Genomic DNA, 15,090 nt, shown 5'->3' with positions numbered 1-15,090 from the left:
ATTTCCGGGCGTGCGTGATCCTCCGTCAGGAGCGCGTCGTGCGCGGCGCCGGCGTTCGTGAACGACCGCGGCTCGTCGAAGGCGCGCGTTGGGGCGCCTCCTGGCTCGAAGGCATCGGCGTGACGGAGCGCGCACGCAGGAGGTTGCCGTCGCACTCGACCTCGACGCCGAGCGCGCGACAGCGACGAACGAGGCGCTCGAGATCGACGTCGGGCGCGAGGAGCAAGCCGGACGGCGGAGACGGATCGATGAAGAGCTCGGAGGCCGGGCGCCGCGTGCGCAAAAGCTCGCGGATCTCCGCGTCCTCGACCCACAAGAAGCCCGCGGCGGGGACGAAGCTCGCGCGGCCGATCACCACGCTCGCCTGGATGAGCATCTGCGAGATGCCCTCGGGGAGCTTCGCGACGGCCTCGATCCGCGCGCGCAGCGCGTCGCTCTCGAGCCCCGCGGAGAGGGCGCGCGCGATCGACGAGGGCGCGAGGAGGAGGTCGACCTTCTCGCCGACACGCGTGATCTCGGCGAACGGGACGAGCGCGAGCACGTGCGCGATGCGCGCCGAGGGGGCGATCTGGAGGATCTGCGTCTCGACGAAGTGGCTCGGGGACGGATCGAAGCTCGGCGAAGTGCCCGCGAGCAGGGCGCGGCCGCGCGGCGTGAGACGCAAGGCGGGGCCGTCGTCGAGATCGTCGCCGCCGAGGTCGAGGATGCCGAGCGCCGGCAAGGACTCGAGCGCGATGCGGCGGGTGATCTCGAGGACCTCGGGGGCCTCGTTCGAGGTGCGATCGGCCCAGCGGCGCAACAAGCGCTCGACGCCGCCGATCCGATCGTCCGCGGCGAGGTAGCCGCGGAGCGAGGCCCACGGCACCCAGCGGCCTTCGCCGAGCTCTTGCAACGCGTCGATGACCATCTCGCGCAGCGCGCTGATCGGGCTCGACTCGCGGCCCTCGGAGGCGGCGCGTAAAACCTCGCGCTCGGGGCGCGCTTCGTCCCACGCGCCGCCGCGGCGCCACGTGTCGAAGAGGACGCGGCCGAGCTCGTGCACGGCGAGGGATCCCGGCGGCGTGGCCGCGGAGGCAGCGGACGGCTCCCACAAACCGATGGCGCGCGAGAGCGCGGCCGAGAGCGCGATCATCTCCACGTCGCGGCCGAACCGCTGGGCGAGACGAACGAGGAGCGAGCGAGGCGTGCCCACGCCGGGACGAACGTCGCTGCCCGGCTCGCGCACGGCGTACGCCAGCCCGAGCGCGATCATGCCCGGATCGGGCGCGAAGCGGGCGCGGCGCGGGGCGTGATCTTCTTCGAGGACGAACGAGCGGATCTGCGCGCGGCGCGCCTCGCGGGCCTTGCGGCGCTCGGCGCCGACGATGGTCGCGATCTCGGTCGGGATGACGTGGCGGTTCGGGTGGATCGGGATCAGGAAGGCCCGGCGTTCGAGCGCGAAACCCGCGCCGCGCCGGCTGGCCGTGATGCCCGTCGCGCCGCGCAGGCGCATGGGCTCACGCTCGAGGTCGAGCAGCTCCTGCGTGTCGACCTCGCCGCCGACGGCCTCGATCGCTTCGAGCAGGCGACGCTCGACCGGCGCGAGCCGCTCGACCTCGGACTGCAAGCGCGCCGTGTCGCAGAGCGTCTCCCATGCGGCTTCGAGCGAGAGCGCGATCGGCGGCGTCGCCGGGCGGCCGAGGTAGTGCGCGGCCACGGCGCTGACCGTCTCGAACGACGCCTGCGAGAGGAGCGCGCGGAGGGCGCGCGGGTCCTCGCTCTCCCAGGACTTGAGCTGCACGAGGAACGCGGTTGGAAGGACGAGCTCGATGCCTTCGTCGATCTTGCACGCGTACACCACGCCACGCGCGACGAGCGGCTCGAGCCCCGCGGGCAGCGTCGGCACGACGAGCGCGCCGCCGGCCTCGGCGATCCGATGCAAGAGCTCCCGGCTCGACGCCTGCAGGCGCGACGGATCCCGCACGTCGGGGATGCCGACGAGCGCGCGGGCGACCTGCGAGGGAGCATCGATGCGCTTCTGCGTGTCGATGCGTATGCCGAGGCGGCGTATGAGCGCCGCGAGCTCGGAGTCGGGGAGCGCGCGGAGGATGTGATCGAGCCGGCGGAGCGATCCGCTTCCGGTCTCGTCGGACGCGGGCTCGGGGTCCAAGGCGCGCGAGGCGCGTTGTCCCTTCGAGGCACCGTGTGCAGGTTCCAGAGCGGCTTCGCCGTGTCGTCCGCCGATGGAGGTCATGACATCACCGACATGGGAGGAGGGTTTTCAGATGCATCGACTCGCTTCACGTCCAACGAACGACACTACACGACGAAGTGAACACCGACACCCCCCAATCGGCTCATTTCTGCGTGTCTTCGCGCCAGTTTCGTGCGCATCTCGCGCGCCTCGGGTCGCACCTGCATGGGCTCCGCTGCTACCACGACTGGATTTCGACATGGGTTTTTCCGGGAATTTTTCGAGCGTGATCGAAGGCGTCAGGGAACTCCCGACGCGCACAGGAGATGCCGGACAAGTGACGCGGGACTACGATGGATTCCTGGAGGACATGCGTGATTCTGCGTGACCCGGTGCATGGGCTCGTCGCGTTCGAAAGTGAAGAAGACTCGATCGTGCCGCGGCTTCTCGGCGCACGAGAGATGCAACGGCTCCGGCGCATCCGCCAGCTCGGGCTCACCTCGCTCGCGTACCCGGGCGCCGAGCACACGCGCTTCTCGCACGCGATCGGCGCCGCGCACGTGATGAAGCTCTTGCTCGTGCGGCTCAGGCAGATCGATCGGGAGCTGCCGTTCTGGCAACGCGTGACGAGCGAGCGCGCGCGCGACGCCATCGCAGCAGCGCTGCTCCACGACGTCGGGCACGGACCACTCTCGCACCTCTTCGAAGCTGCGATGCCGGGCGCCGTGGAGCACGAGACCTGGACCGCCCGGATCCTGCTCGACCCGGCATGCGAGCTGCACCAGATCCTCGCCGAGGACGATCCGAGCCTGCCGCGCCGCGTGGCCGATCTCGTCGCAGGCAAGCACGAGCTGCCGTACCTCGCGCGCGCGGTGAGCGGCACCTTCGACGTCGACCGCTGCGACTACCTCCTGCGCGACGCACACGCGACCGGCGTGCGCTACGGCGACTACGACCTGCCGTGGCTCCTGCGCAGCCTGCGCTTCAGCGAGCCGAGCGGACCGCCCGGCCACCACGCGCCCTCGCTCGCCATCGACGGGCAAAAGGGCATCGTCGCGATCGAGTCGTTCCTCCTCGCTCGCTACTTCATGTTTCAGCAGGTCTATTTCCACAAAGCGACGCGCGCGGCCGAGTGGATGATCGGAGCGATCCTCCGCCGCGCCCTCGCGCTCGTCGTGGATGGCACGCGCCTGCCCGTCCTGCCACCCGCGATCGCCGCCGTCGCCGCGGGAGACGTGCCCACGCTCGATCAGTACCTCGAGCTCGACGACCAGGTCCTGCTCGGCGCCATCCACGCCTGGGAGGAGGCGAAGGACCCGACGCTGAGTGATCTCTGCCGGAGGCTCCGCGCGCGCTCGCTCTTCAAGACGATCGAGCTCTCGCCCGAGGCGCACGGAGAGGACGAGGGATCCACGAGCCACGCGTTCGGCGCGATCGACGACGGGGCGCGAGAGAAGGTGCTCGCCGCCGCGCGCGCGATCGCCTCGGAGCGGGGGCTCGATCCGGACCTCTACGTGGGCCTCGACGTCGCGACGGACACGCCGTATGCCGAGGACGACTCGCTGCACGTGGTCTTCCCCAAGGGCAGGCCTCGTCCCCCGTCGGAGGTTTCATTCTTGCTCGATCGTCTGCGCAACGAGACGCTCACCCGCTGCCGGCTGATCTTCGCCCCGGAGCTGCGCGACGCGATGCGGGAGGCGTTCGTCCGTTGAGCCGCGCGCGCGTCTCCTTGGCGCGCGGCGCGGGCCTCGCCGTGCTGCTCGCGCTCGCAAGCTCGGCCGCGGCCGCGCGCGCCGAGGACGATGGGGCCGACGGCGTGTACGGGCGCCTCGACGGCGACCTCGACGTGCGCATCGGCGCCGGCGCCGCCTTCGCCCGCGGAGGCCCCGCGCTCGCCGCCCACGCGTCCCTCCTGTACCTCTCGTCCGCGGGCTTTTACGTGCACTACACGGACGCCCTCGGCACGGACGGCCCGGCGGTCACGCGATCGATCGCGACCGGCGTGGTGCTCGAGCCGCTCTTCCTCGGCCGCTTCGCGACGAACCTGGAGCGTGGTCCTGCGCGCCTCGACCTCGTCCTCGACTCGTTCGCTCTGGGCATGGGCGCCTTCTGGGAGGCCCCGCGTGGAGGCGCGTTCAGCGCCGAGCCGGGATTCGAGTTCTCCGTCGGGATCGGCTTTCCGTTTTTCGCCACCGCGACGGGGCCGGTCCTCGGCGTGCGCGGCGCGCTCCGCGTCCGGCCGGGCGCGTTCGCCGACTCGGCGCCGTTCCGCCTGATCGATCAGGGCGCGCTGCTCTCGGTCACGCTCGCCTGGCGGCACATCGTGCCCGTGCACCTCGTGGACCCGGCCGATCGGCTCGTGCGATGAGCGCCGCCGAAGCGGCTCTCCGGCGCCTCCTCGCCGAGGTCTTTTTCGAAAGCCTGGTCGCGCTCGACCCAGCGCGCCTCGTCGCAGAGGCCTTGCCCCCGCGGCCGCCCGAGGGCGCGCGCGTGCGGCTCTTCGCCGCCGGCAAAGCGGCCGCCGCGATGGCACGCGGCGCCCTCTCCCGCTGGGGCGATTCCATCGAAGCCACGCTCGTCGTGACCGTCGACGGCGCCCCCATCGACTGGACCGGGCTCGATCTCCGCAGCACGCCCGTCGTCCTCCACGCCGCACACCCGGTCCCGGACGAACGCAGCCTTGCAGCCGCCCACGCGGCCCTCGCGCACGTACGCGGCCTCGGCCCCGACGATCGCGTCCTCGCGTTGATCTCGGGCGGCAGCTCCGCGCTCCTCGTGTTGCCTCCGCCCGGGCTCGATCTCGAGGACGAGCGCCGCGTCGTCCGCGCGCTCCTCGAAGCCGGCGCGCCCATCCACGACGTGAACCTCGTCCGCCGCCACCTCTCGCGCATCAAGGGCGGACGCCTCGCCGTCGCGGCCGCGCCCGCGCTCGTCGAGACGCTCGCCCTCTCCGACGTCGTCGGCGGCGCGCTGCACGACATCGGCTCCGGCCCCACGGTCCCCGATCCCACGACCGCGGCCGAAGCCCGCGCAGCGCTCGCCCGATATGCCCCGGCGGAGCTCGCCGCGCGCCTCGCGCCTTCCCTCGACGACACGACGGAGCAACCTTTTTCGACGCGCACCGAGGCCCGCCTGCTCGCCGGCCCCGAGGACTTCGCCCGCGCCGCCGCCGCGAACCTTTCCGCTCGGGGTTTCTCCGTCCGGATCGAGCCCCCCGAAGGCGGCGACGCGCGTGACGTCGTGGAAAAACGGCTCGTGCAGGCCGCGGCGCTCGCCCCTGGAAGCGCCCTCGTCGTCGCCTGCGAGCCGACGCTCGCCTTACCACCCGTGCGTGGACGCGGCGGACGCGCCGGCTGGGTCGCGCTGGCCGCCATGAAAAAACTCCCGCCGGGTGTCGCGCTCCTCTGCGGCGCCTCGGACGGCACCGACGGAAGCTCCTCCGCCGCGGGCGCGGTCGTGAGCCTCGGCGCCGCGGGTGACTTCGATGCAGAGCGGATCGACGCGGCGCTCGCTGGCTACGACGACGCCGCGATCCACCGCGCCCTCGGCACGGCGATCGACACGGGACCGACGGGGCAGAACCTCACGGATCTGCACATCCTGGCGCGGGTTTTTCCGGAAAACTGAGGCGGCGCGTTTTACGGCGCGGGAGGGACGACACCCGCCTGGGTATCGCCCATCGCGTCACGGACGGCGTTCGCGAGGGCGCAGCTCAAGGCCTGACGCTGCTGAGCGTTCACGACGCGCTCGTCGAGCTGCGCGCCGGCCATCTTGAGCTCGACATCGGGCGTGCGGCGGACGCGGAGGACGAGCTTGTTGTCCGAGAGCCGCCAGATGCCGACGCGCGACGCGTGGGGCACGCCGCGCAAGGCCTCGGACTTCGACATGCCCGCGGGCACCTGGAAGTTCGGCGGCGTTTCGTCGAGGACGACGGCGAAGTACTGCGCGCGGGTGAGCAGATCGACCGCGATCGGAATGTCGTCGCGGACCGCGTCCTCGAAGAAGCTCGTCAGTGCGCGCAGGCGCAGCTCGCCCGACGTCTCCTGCGCCTCCCGCACCCAGTCCTCGGAGAGGATGCGCATCGCTCGGTACGCGACGCGCAGGTTGTAGGGTTGCGCGGGCGGCGCGCAGCGATCGAGCTCGTTGCAGATCTCGCCGAAGGCGCAATCTCGGGTGAGCTTGCATTCCTTGCCGGAGAGCTGGTTCTTGTTCTCCGCCGTGAACAGGCAGGCGGTGAAACCATCCCGCAACGAATCGTTCGCGGCTTTGCGGATGGCGTCGGCGCTCGTGGCCTGGTCGGCGTCGAGGCGGAGGTAGATGCCGGGTTTGTCGCGGAAGTTCCAGGCCTTGAGGATCTCCGTCTCGACGACGTCCGGGGCCGGTTCCTTCGCGAGGTCGACCGTCCAGCGCTCGATCCGGTCACGCAGGGGGAACCAGCGCGGGCCGAGCTCGGCGACGACGGCGCGTTGTTTGGCGAGGATGCCGCTTCGTTCGCTCTCGAGGCGGCCTTGGGACCACTTCCACTGGATGATGACCGTGACGGCCATCACGAGGCCGATCCAGGCCCAAACTTTGGGGGCGGGCCACCGCATACGGCCCGCCCCGCGGTCCTGCTTGGACTGGATCAGCGAGGGCAGGCCGCGGGGTCGTTCATCCGCGCTGGGCGGCATCGGTGTAGCTTTCAGCCGCTCTTGGGGAGCTTGGCGACCATGAAGCTGACGTTCGGATAACCGGCGAACGCAGCGGTCTGGAAGACGCTCTTCACGACGATCGCGGGCACGTTCTGATCGACCTGGAGGATGCAGACGCCGGGGAACGGCTTGTTCGGCTGCACCTGCTTCCAGAGCTCGCGCTTGTTCTTCAACAGGTTGAAGAGCTCGTCGATCTTCTGCATACGGCCGAGCTCCTCGATCGCGCGCGTCGAGCCGGCGAGCGTGCCGTCGACGAGGATCTGGTTGCCGTTCACGGCGACCATCGGCGCATCGATGATGTCCTCGACGTTTTCGGCCTTCGGCAGCTTGACGTTCTTGTCGACCGTGATCTCACCGGACGCCGAGAAGGACATCAGGAGGAAGATGACGGTGGTGATCAAGAAGTCGATGAAGCTGACCAGGTTCAGCGCAGCGTTGCCGCTCCGCCTGCCGTGCCCCGCCACCTTGTTCCACACGAACTTCAGCGGGACGTGGTGCATCAACCGCCGGCCAGGCTGGTGGATGACGTGGGCGTGCGGGTTGTGATGTTTGGACGGAGGTTTGGCGTGGCCACCCATCTCAGGTCTCCCTTGCTCAGCGGACGGAGAACGTCATGTTGAAGACCGGCAGGTCCTTGTCCCCATCGGGGAGCTTCACCTTGCGCTTCGTCGCGTAAAGCGCGTCGAGCACCGCGACGATCTCCTTGAAGGGAGTGCGGTTGTCGGTGTGCATGATCGCCTGATCGAGCTTCTTGTCGCTCGGATCGCGATGGCTGCCGTTGCTATTCCACTCGGCCTCGATCTTCTTCGCGAGGTCCGAATACCGGATCACGGCGCTGTCGCTCGGCGGCGGCTTGGGGACACGCACCTCGCTCACGACGGTCGCGCCCTGCTTCCACACGAGCGCGAAATCGCTCTCGCCGATGTGCAGATTCAGCACCTTCTCGGGCGTCTGCGGCGTGAGCTCCTTGTCGGGGTTCGGCGGCCCGGGCACCTGCGCATCCGCATTCATGCGCGAGTTCGTGACCCACACAGCGGTGATCAAGAGGAACGCGATCGTGCACATCAACAGGTCGATGAAGGGGACCATGTTGATTTCGGTGTTGGTCGGTCTCTTTTTGCCGCCCTCGCCGCCTACGTCTACGCCACCCATGGGCTGCCTCCTGCGATGCTCGCCCTCGCGAGCTTCCTGCGATGGGGACACATGACGCGTCCCCGTACACGCTATTGGTGCCCGCCCTCGTGGGCAGGGCCTTGCCCTTCGTACGACAACGGATCTGGGTGAAAGTTCCTCCCGAGATCACGGAGGGGGCGGCGCGGGCGCGAGCGCCGCCCTCTGACGACACTCGGGGCCCGGATCGCCTTTGGCGTCCTGAGCCCCGAACCCCCGAAGCTCGGGGCCCGGATCGCCCTCGGCGTCCTGAGCCCCGAACCCCGTGGAATCAGGCAGCCGCCTGGCCCACGGCCGCGACGTTCACCTTCTGGCGGTTCGACACGACGAGGTTGAGCACCATCACGCTCGCCTCGTTGATGTCGTCCTCGAGCTGCTGCGTCTTGCCGTTCAGAATGGCGAAGCCGATGAGGCCGATGATCGCGACGGCGAGACCGAACGCCGTGCAGTTCATGGCCTCCGAGATGCCGGCCGCGAGAACGCGCGCCTTCTGGCTCGGATCGATCGACTCACCGGAGACGGAGCCGAACGCCATGATGAGACCCGTCACGGTGCCGAGGAGGCCCGAGAGCATCGCGAGGTTCGCGAGGAGGCCGAGGTACGGCGTGTTCTTGCTGAGGCGCGGAAGCTCGCGGAGCGCGGCCTCGTCCATCGCAGCCTGAACCTCTTCGTCGGGGCGGTTCACCTTCACGAGGCCAGCCTGCACGATGCGGGCGAGCGGCGCGTTGGCGGCGGAGCACATCTTGACGGCCTTGGCCACGTCACCCGCGAGGATGCACTTCTGCATCGTGGCCAGGAAGACGTCCTTGTTGATCGACGCGCCGAACAGATAGATGGAGCGCTCCACGATGATGCCGATCGTCAGGATCGACCAGAACAAGATGGGCCACATGCCCCATCCACCTTCTTTGAAGTGCTCGTACGCTGCGTGCATTTGTCAGGTCCTCCAGCTTGCCTCGCGTCCGCTCGGGCCGAGGTGTCGCACTCTACATGAAAGCCATTCCGGATCGAATGCGGCAGTTACTGCGACGGTCTTCGTGCGATCGCGCTGGCCGTCGCGGCCTCGCGCCCCGCGCCCCGCTCGTTGCTCTCCGCGTGATTTCCGCTTCGTTGCATCGCTGGGGAGGGTACGACTTCGGCCAAGCCATCCAAACGAACCAGGACGCTAGCCGAGCCGCGCGCCCCAACGCAAGTAGGGTGTTTGGCTTCGTTCCGTCTCGGGTCTCTTCGTAAGCGGTGATCCCGGATGGAGCACGAGACCCCGTGATCTCGCACGAGCTCGTGTTCCGGGGCCAGTCTACCCGCCCGCATCCGAACGGGGCAAATGGCCGGTATCCGAGGATCGTCGTCTCCGTCGACCCAGCGCGAATCGGCCCACGTTGAAGCTTCATCGCCCAGGCGACCGGCATCTTCGCGATTCAGACCCTCTCTCGTCAAGCAACATTTGGTCGAGATCGCGCGAGCTACACGGTAAACACCGCACGTTCGCCACGAACTTGGAAGGATCCAGCCTCATCGGACGAAGCCCAAGCAGCCCACGTCACGGTTCGGCCGCGGCTCCGCTCACACGCCCCGTCTGTCGCTTGCCTGGGAGATCAAGCGACGGCTATAGTCGCGCCCCAACGCGACTTTTGCGCGTGGGGCATAACCACGGCGCGGGGCGCTCTTGGTGACTTGGTAGGGAGAAAGGGACTGCGAGGATGCGTCACCTGTTCATGTTGGCGTCCGAAGGAGGAGAGGTCGGGATGTGGGGGGCCATCAAGGAGAACCCCACGTTCCTCGTGATGAACCTCGTCGTCTCGGCGATCGTGGTGACGGTCATCATCGAGCGCGCCTACTTCCAGCTCGATCGCTACCGCGTGAACTCCAAGGAGTTCTTCGCCCAGATCAAGAAGCTCGTGGTCGCAGGCAACATCGACCGCGCCATCAAGCTCTGCGACGCCGGCGATTACCCGATCCTGCAGCTCGTCAAGGCCGGCCTCACCCAGGCCAGCAAAGGCGCCGACGAGATCGACGCCGCCCTCAGCGAGAAGCTCTCCGAGCTCAAGCCCGCCGTCGAGAAGCGCGTCGCGCTCCTCTGGTCCCTCGCGAACATCGCCACGCTGATCGGCCTCATCGGCACCGTCAGCGGTCTCATCAAGACCTTCGCCTCGATCTCGGCCCCCGGCCTCTCCGCCGCGGTCAAGCAGCAGATGCTCTCGAACGGCATCGCGGAGGCCATGTACAACACGGCCTTCGGCCTCGGCATCGCCGTGCTCTGCATGATCGCGCACGTCCTGCTCCACACGCGGTCGAAGAACATCCAGCACGATCTGGAGTCGACCACGGAGCGCGTCTTCAACCTGCTGACGATCGCCAAGCCGAACTTCTAGAGCGTCGCCCATGGCCGAGACCCACGACGCTCCGCTCAGCGCCTCGCAGAAATCGCGCATCCGGCGGCTTTCCCAGCCGAAAGACCCGGAGCCGGGCGAGGAGGCAGGTGAGCTCAACATCGTGCCCTTCCTCGACATCATCACGAACGTGATGATGTTCGTGCTCGCCAGCGTCTCGGTCACCTTCCTCGTCTCGGTCGAGTCGAACCCGCCCGCGATCGGCGGCAAGGGTCGGAGCGACGTGGCGAGCAAGGCGCTGAACCTCTCGGCGTTCATCACGACGCAGGGCATCTCGCTCAAGACCTCGAGCGGCAACATCGCCCCAGGCTGTCAGGGCATCGGCGCCGGCATCACGATCCCGATGCGCGAGAGCGGGGTGCACGACTTCGCAGCCGTCACCTCGTGCGCCAAGAGGCTCAAGAACGCAGCCCCCGAGTTCAAGGAGGAGACGCAGGTGACGATCACCGCGAACCCGGGCGTCGAGTACGGGACGATCTACGACACGATGGATGCGCTCCGGAAAGACGGCGAAGAGCAGCTCTTCCCGCAAGTGCACTTCGGGGTGGCGCGATGAGCAACGAAGAGACCTTCGATCAGGACGCCGGGCAAGACAGCGGACCGAACGCGCCCCGCCCCGCCCCGAACCAGCGCCCACGGCCTCCGCAGGCCCAGAAGGGCAGCATCGTCAAGTACAAGGCAGCCCTTCGAAAGGCGAAGCGCAAGAACGCGCGCGAGCCCGAGATCGACTTCCTCAACATCACGGCGATGCTCGACCTGATGACCATCATCCTGGTCTTCTTGCTGAAGAGCCTCGCCTCGTCGGCCGGCGCAATCCCGCAGTCGGACGATCTACGCCTGCCCCAAACCGTGATGGTCGGCGAGCCGAGCGACGAGGGCGTGCTCGTCGTCGTCTCGAAGACGCAAATCCTGGTCGGCGACGAGGCCATGCCCGTCGTGACCTTGCCAAGCCGAGAGCAGCTCGCGCAGTCGGGCATCGAAGCCAAACACAAGCGCAGCGGCCCGAACGATCTCTACATCGTGCCCCTCGCAAACGCGCTCCAGCACGCGCGCGAGGTCGACAAAGCCGTCCGCGCAGCCAAGGGCCTCGACCCGTCCACATCCGAGGCGCGTGTCGCCGCCGACAAGACCACGCCCTACCGGCTGCTCATCGAGGTGCTCTACACCCTCGGCCAGAGCGAATTCGGCAAGTACCACCTGATCGCGCTGAGCGGAAAGAAGTAGGGCCCGCAGCCGCAAGATGCGGCGCACGGGCCCTCTTCCCTGCCCCCCCCCGAGGGCCGGGCTCAATCCACCGCGAACAGCTCTTCGACGTCGGCCTTCGTGAGCTTCTTCGCGCCGCCCTGGTCCTCGCTGAGGACCGAGGCCACGAGCTCGCGCTTCTTCGCCTTGAGCTGCAGGATCTTCTCCTCGATCGTGCCCTCCGCGACGAGGCGGTAAGCCGTCACGACGCGGGTTTGTCCGATGCGGTGCGCGCGATCCGTCGCCTGCTGCTCCACGGCCGGGTTCCACCACGGATCGAAGTGGATGACCGTGTCCGCCGCCGTCAGGTTGAGGCCCGTTCCGCCAGCCTTCAGGCTGATCAGGAAGACCGGCACGGTCGGATCGCTCTGGAAGCGCTCCACGCGCTCCGCGCGATCCTTCGTCGAGCCGTCGAGGTACTCGTAGGCCACGCCGTCCTCCTTCATCGCCCGCTCGATGATCTTCAGCATCATCACGAACTGGCTGAAGACGAGCACCTTGTGGCCGCCCTCGACCGCGTTCGCGATGAGCTCGCGCAAGGCCACGAGCTTGCCCGAGTCCTCGTCCGAGAACTCGCGCGGGAGGCCGAGGAGCCGCGGATCGCAGGCCGCCTGGCGCAGCCGCGTGAGGCCCGCGAGGATCTGGAGCTGGCTCTTGGCGATGCCGACGCGCTCCACCTCGCCGAGCACCTGGGCCCGCACCTCGCGCGCCACCTGCATGTAGATCGACCGCTGATCGCCCGTGAGATCGCAGATCTGATCGGTCTCGATCTTCTCGGGCAGATCCTTGGCGACCTCCTGCTTCGTGCGACGCAGGATGAAGGGGTGGATGATCGAGCGCAGGCGCTGCGCGGTCTTGTAGTCGCCGGCCTCGATCGGGCGTGCCAGGCGCGCCTCGAACTTGTCGAGCGTGCCGAGCAGGCCCGGTGAGACGAAGTCGAAGATCGACCAGATCTCGGAGAGCCGGTTCTCGATCGGCGTACCCGTGAGCGCGAGCCTCCGGCGCGCCTTGAGGCGCTTCGCGGCCGCCGCGGTCGCGGAGAGCGGGTTCTTGATGTGCTGCGCCTCGTCGAGGATCGCGTAGGTGAGGTCGAGCTTCGCGAGGAACTCCTCGTCGCGGCGGAGCAGCGCGTAGCTCGTGATGATGACCTCGGCCTCCTGGACCTCCTCGATCTGGTCCTTGCGATCCGCGCCGTGCCAGAGCGCCACCCGCAGCGTCGGCGCGAACCGGACGAGCTCACGCTCCCAGTTCGTCACGACGCTCGTCGGGGCCACGATCAGCGCTTTGACGTGCTTCTCCTCCTGCTTGACGCTGAGGAGCAGCGCGATCGTCTGCACCGTCTTGCCGAGGCCCATGTCGTCCGCGAGCACGCCGCCGGAGCCGATGTCGTGGATGAACTTGAGCCACGAGAGGCCGGCCTCCTGGTAGGGGCGCAGCGTCGCCTTGAGCGCACGCGGCTTCTTCGCGCTCTCGATCTCCTCGATGCTGGAGAGCTTGTGGAAGAGCTCGCGCGCGCCCTGCGCCACGCTCGATCCGCTCACCTGCGAGAGCAGCTCCTGGATGCGGCCCGCGTGCGCGAGCGGCAGCTTTCCGGTGCGGCCGGCCGCGGTCATGAGCTCGATCTCGCGGTCGAGCATGGCGCGGATCGTGTCCGGATCGAGCGGCGCGAACGAGCCGTCTTCCAGGCGCACGTAGCGCTTGCCCTCGGCGAGACAGCGGCGCAATTCGTCGCGATCGACGGAGATGCCCTCGCTCTCGAACGTGAGCCTGACGTTGAGCCAATCCATCCCGCTCGTGACCTTGGCGAAGACGCCGAGCGGCTTGTGCCGGACCTGCGTGTCGACGAGATCCTCGGGGACGAAGAGATCCCAGTCCTCCGGCAGCTCCGCGAGGCCGTCGCTCCAGAAGCGGATGGCCGCATCGCCGTTCGCCACGAACTCCTGGCCCGTCTCGTCGGGCTTGAGGCCGAGGCCGAGCAGCCGCGCCGCCGCCTCCTGCTGCGCCGCGATGTCGACGCGCACGCACCGCGCCCGCTTCATGCCCTCCTCGGGCGGCTGCACGAGCACGGGCGGCGAGATGCCGTCGGCGCGGACCTGCACTTCCTCCTCGCCGTACGCGGCGTAGAGCTGCACGTGCGCCTCGACGAGCGAGCCGCCCGCGCGCATGCGGAACGTCGGCGGCAGATCCACGACATCCGCGATCTGCGCGAGATCCGGCAGCTCCGCGCCGACCTCCAGCGCGACCTTCGGCAAGCCCTGCATGATCAGGCGCACGAGGTCACGCATCGGCTCGCCGATCGTGGGCGAGCGCAAGAGCCTGCGCATCGCAGCCGGCGAGACGCGTTTGTCGAGGCGCCGCGCGATGCCCTCCTGCGTGTCGACGTGCCAGCCGGGCCAGCCCTCGAACCAGCCGCCCTGGAGCAGCGAGAAGCGGCGCTTGTCCGTCGGCCGCTCGAAGCTCGCCTTCACGATGATCGTGTCGCCGCCGACCGTCTCGAGGTCGAAGCGCGGGCGCAGCGGCTCCTCGGCGAAACGGAGCTGCATGAGCGCGGGCTCGAGCAGCACGCGCTGGCCTTCGAGCAAGGGCAAAAGCTCGGAGACGTCCTCGCCGCGCACGTCGACCGCGGGGTGCCGCGGATTGCCGCTCTCGAAGCGGGCGAGGAGGCGCAGAGCATCACGATCCGGCGTCGGATAGAGCGCCTGCCAGGCGAGCGCCGTCGAGGGCAGGATCGGCACGCGCGCGTCGGCGTCGAGCACCGTGACCGTGAGCGCGCCCTGACGGACGTGCAGGCGGAACTCCACGCGCCGCGAGCCGCCGAGCCCCTCGGGCGGCAGCCACGCGCCGATGCCGGTTTGTTTCGCCGTCGCGTCTTGCTGCGGCGCTGTGATCACGGACGAGCCGGGCGGTCCCATCGCGGCCATCGAGGTCCTCTCGCTTGCGCCCATGTGCCCCATCGGGGCGCCCGGGCCGGGGCTACCGAGCGGCGGCTGCGAGCCGCGCTGGCGATCGCGCCTTCGTACGCGCTTGAGCGCATCACCGCCTGCGTGCGCGGTCTGCGGCATCATCGGGGCGGGCACCGGGCCCGGCCTCGGCTGCGAGCCGCGGGCCTGATCCCGCAGCGTGATGAGCAGCGCGGCGACGTGCTTGCAGTGCTGGCCCCCCTTCGAGAACGTCGGGCACGAGCAGTACGACTTGATGCCGTCCGGCGTGAGCTCGACCTTCACCGGGTACGGCTCGGAGTCGCTCGCGCGGACGACGCCGCTCGCGCTCATCTCCTGGACGTCGATGTCCTCGACGACGCGCCTTCGGAAGTATTCGAGTCCGCGTAGGAAGGTACGTGCGCCGAGCAAACGGCGCAGCCCGCGGTCGCTCAAGGTGGAGAGTGCGTCGGTGATCGGAGGCGGCACGTTGGATGGGGGGGTTT

General features: G+C 68.9%; 12 protein-coding genes. 6 read left to right on the top strand and 6 right to left on the bottom strand.

Translation table 11 applies throughout. The features are described 5' to 3' along the window. Nucleotides 1–25 precede the first annotated feature (25 nt). A complete protein-coding gene (locus tag QHF84_RS41875; RefSeq protein WP_281319173.1) occupies nucleotides 26–2,149 on the bottom strand; it encodes a hypothetical protein in 2,124 nt (707 codons plus the stop codon). Between the two features lie 398 nt (nucleotides 2,150–2,547). Between QHF84_RS41875 and QHF84_RS41870 the strand changes: the two genes are divergently transcribed. Genes QHF84_RS41870 through QHF84_RS41860 form a run of 3 tightly spaced genes read left to right on the top strand, consistent with a single transcriptional unit; the run spans nucleotide 2,548 to nucleotide 5,800 of the window. Beyond that, entirely contained in the window at nucleotides 2,548–3,885 is a 1,338-nt protein-coding gene (locus QHF84_RS41870) for an HD domain-containing protein (RefSeq protein WP_281319172.1), read from the top strand. Next, on the top strand, nucleotides 3,882–4,541 hold the full coding sequence (locus tag QHF84_RS41865; RefSeq protein WP_281319171.1) for a hypothetical protein: 660 nt from the start codon (nucleotides 3,882–3,884) through the stop codon (nucleotides 4,539–4,541). The genes QHF84_RS41870 and QHF84_RS41865 overlap by 4 nt, the downstream gene beginning before the upstream one ends. Further along, nucleotides 4,538–5,800, top strand: a complete 1,263-nt coding sequence (locus QHF84_RS41860) for a DUF4147 domain-containing protein (RefSeq protein ID WP_281319170.1) — start codon at nucleotides 4,538–4,540, stop codon at nucleotides 5,798–5,800. The genes QHF84_RS41865 and QHF84_RS41860 overlap by 4 nt, the downstream gene beginning before the upstream one ends. Nucleotides 5,801–5,811: 11 nt before the next feature. On the opposite strand, the gene QHF84_RS41855 is transcribed toward QHF84_RS41860, so the two are convergent. The 4 genes from QHF84_RS41855 to QHF84_RS41840 form a co-directional block, all read right to left on the bottom strand. After that, nucleotides 5,812–6,765, bottom strand: coding sequence for a hypothetical protein (locus QHF84_RS41855; protein WP_281319169.1), 954 nt, complete (start codon nucleotides 6,763–6,765; stop codon nucleotides 5,812–5,814). A gap of 89 nt (nucleotides 6,766–6,854) precedes the next feature. Next, nucleotides 6,855–7,442 (bottom strand): biopolymer transporter ExbD, encoded by a 588-nt coding sequence (locus QHF84_RS41850; RefSeq protein WP_281319168.1) that lies wholly within the window; start codon nucleotides 7,440–7,442, stop codon nucleotides 6,855–6,857. Between the two features lie 16 nt (nucleotides 7,443–7,458). Further along, nucleotides 7,459–8,016, bottom strand: coding sequence for a biopolymer transporter ExbD (locus QHF84_RS41845; RefSeq protein WP_281319167.1), 558 nt, complete (start codon nucleotides 8,014–8,016; stop codon nucleotides 7,459–7,461). A gap of 289 nt (nucleotides 8,017–8,305) precedes the next feature. Beyond that, nucleotides 8,306–8,968, bottom strand: a complete 663-nt coding sequence (locus QHF84_RS41840) for a MotA/TolQ/ExbB proton channel family protein (RefSeq protein ID WP_281319166.1) — start codon at nucleotides 8,966–8,968, stop codon at nucleotides 8,306–8,308. A 781-nt stretch (nucleotides 8,969–9,749) separates the two neighbouring features. Here QHF84_RS41840 and QHF84_RS41835 point away from each other — a divergent pair. From QHF84_RS41835 to QHF84_RS41825, 3 genes are read left to right on the top strand one after another with little or no spacing between them, the layout of a single operon-like run. Beyond that, nucleotides 9,750–10,406 carry a MotA/TolQ/ExbB proton channel family protein gene (locus QHF84_RS41835; RefSeq protein ID WP_281319165.1) on the top strand — a complete coding sequence of 219 codons (657 nt, stop codon included), beginning with the start codon at nucleotides 9,750–9,752 and terminating at the stop codon, nucleotides 10,404–10,406. A gap of 10 nt (nucleotides 10,407–10,416) precedes the next feature. Next, on the top strand, nucleotides 10,417–10,980 hold the full coding sequence (locus tag QHF84_RS41830; RefSeq protein WP_281319164.1) for a biopolymer transporter ExbD: 564 nt from the start codon (nucleotides 10,417–10,419) through the stop codon (nucleotides 10,978–10,980). After that, on the top strand, nucleotides 10,977–11,648 hold the full coding sequence (locus QHF84_RS41825) for a biopolymer transporter ExbD (protein WP_281319163.1): 672 nt from the start codon (nucleotides 10,977–10,979) through the stop codon (nucleotides 11,646–11,648). Before QHF84_RS41830 ends, QHF84_RS41825 begins: the two co-directional genes overlap by 4 nt. 62 nt (nucleotides 11,649–11,710) lie before the next feature. Here the strand turns inward: QHF84_RS41825 and QHF84_RS41820 are convergent, their stop codons facing one another. Further along, entirely contained in the window at nucleotides 11,711–15,040 is a 3,330-nt protein-coding gene (locus tag QHF84_RS41820) for an SNF2-related protein (protein ID WP_281319162.1), read from the bottom strand. Nucleotides 15,041–15,090: the final 50 nt, after the last annotated feature.

Source organism: Polyangium sp. y55x31, assembly GCF_029946505.1.
In the GTDB taxonomy this organism is placed as follows: Bacteria; Myxococcota_A; Polyangia; order Polyangiales; family Polyangiaceae; genus Polyangium.
The sequence above is the reverse complement of the archived record's forward strand: the minus strand, read 5'-3'. Positions and strand labels throughout refer to the sequence as shown.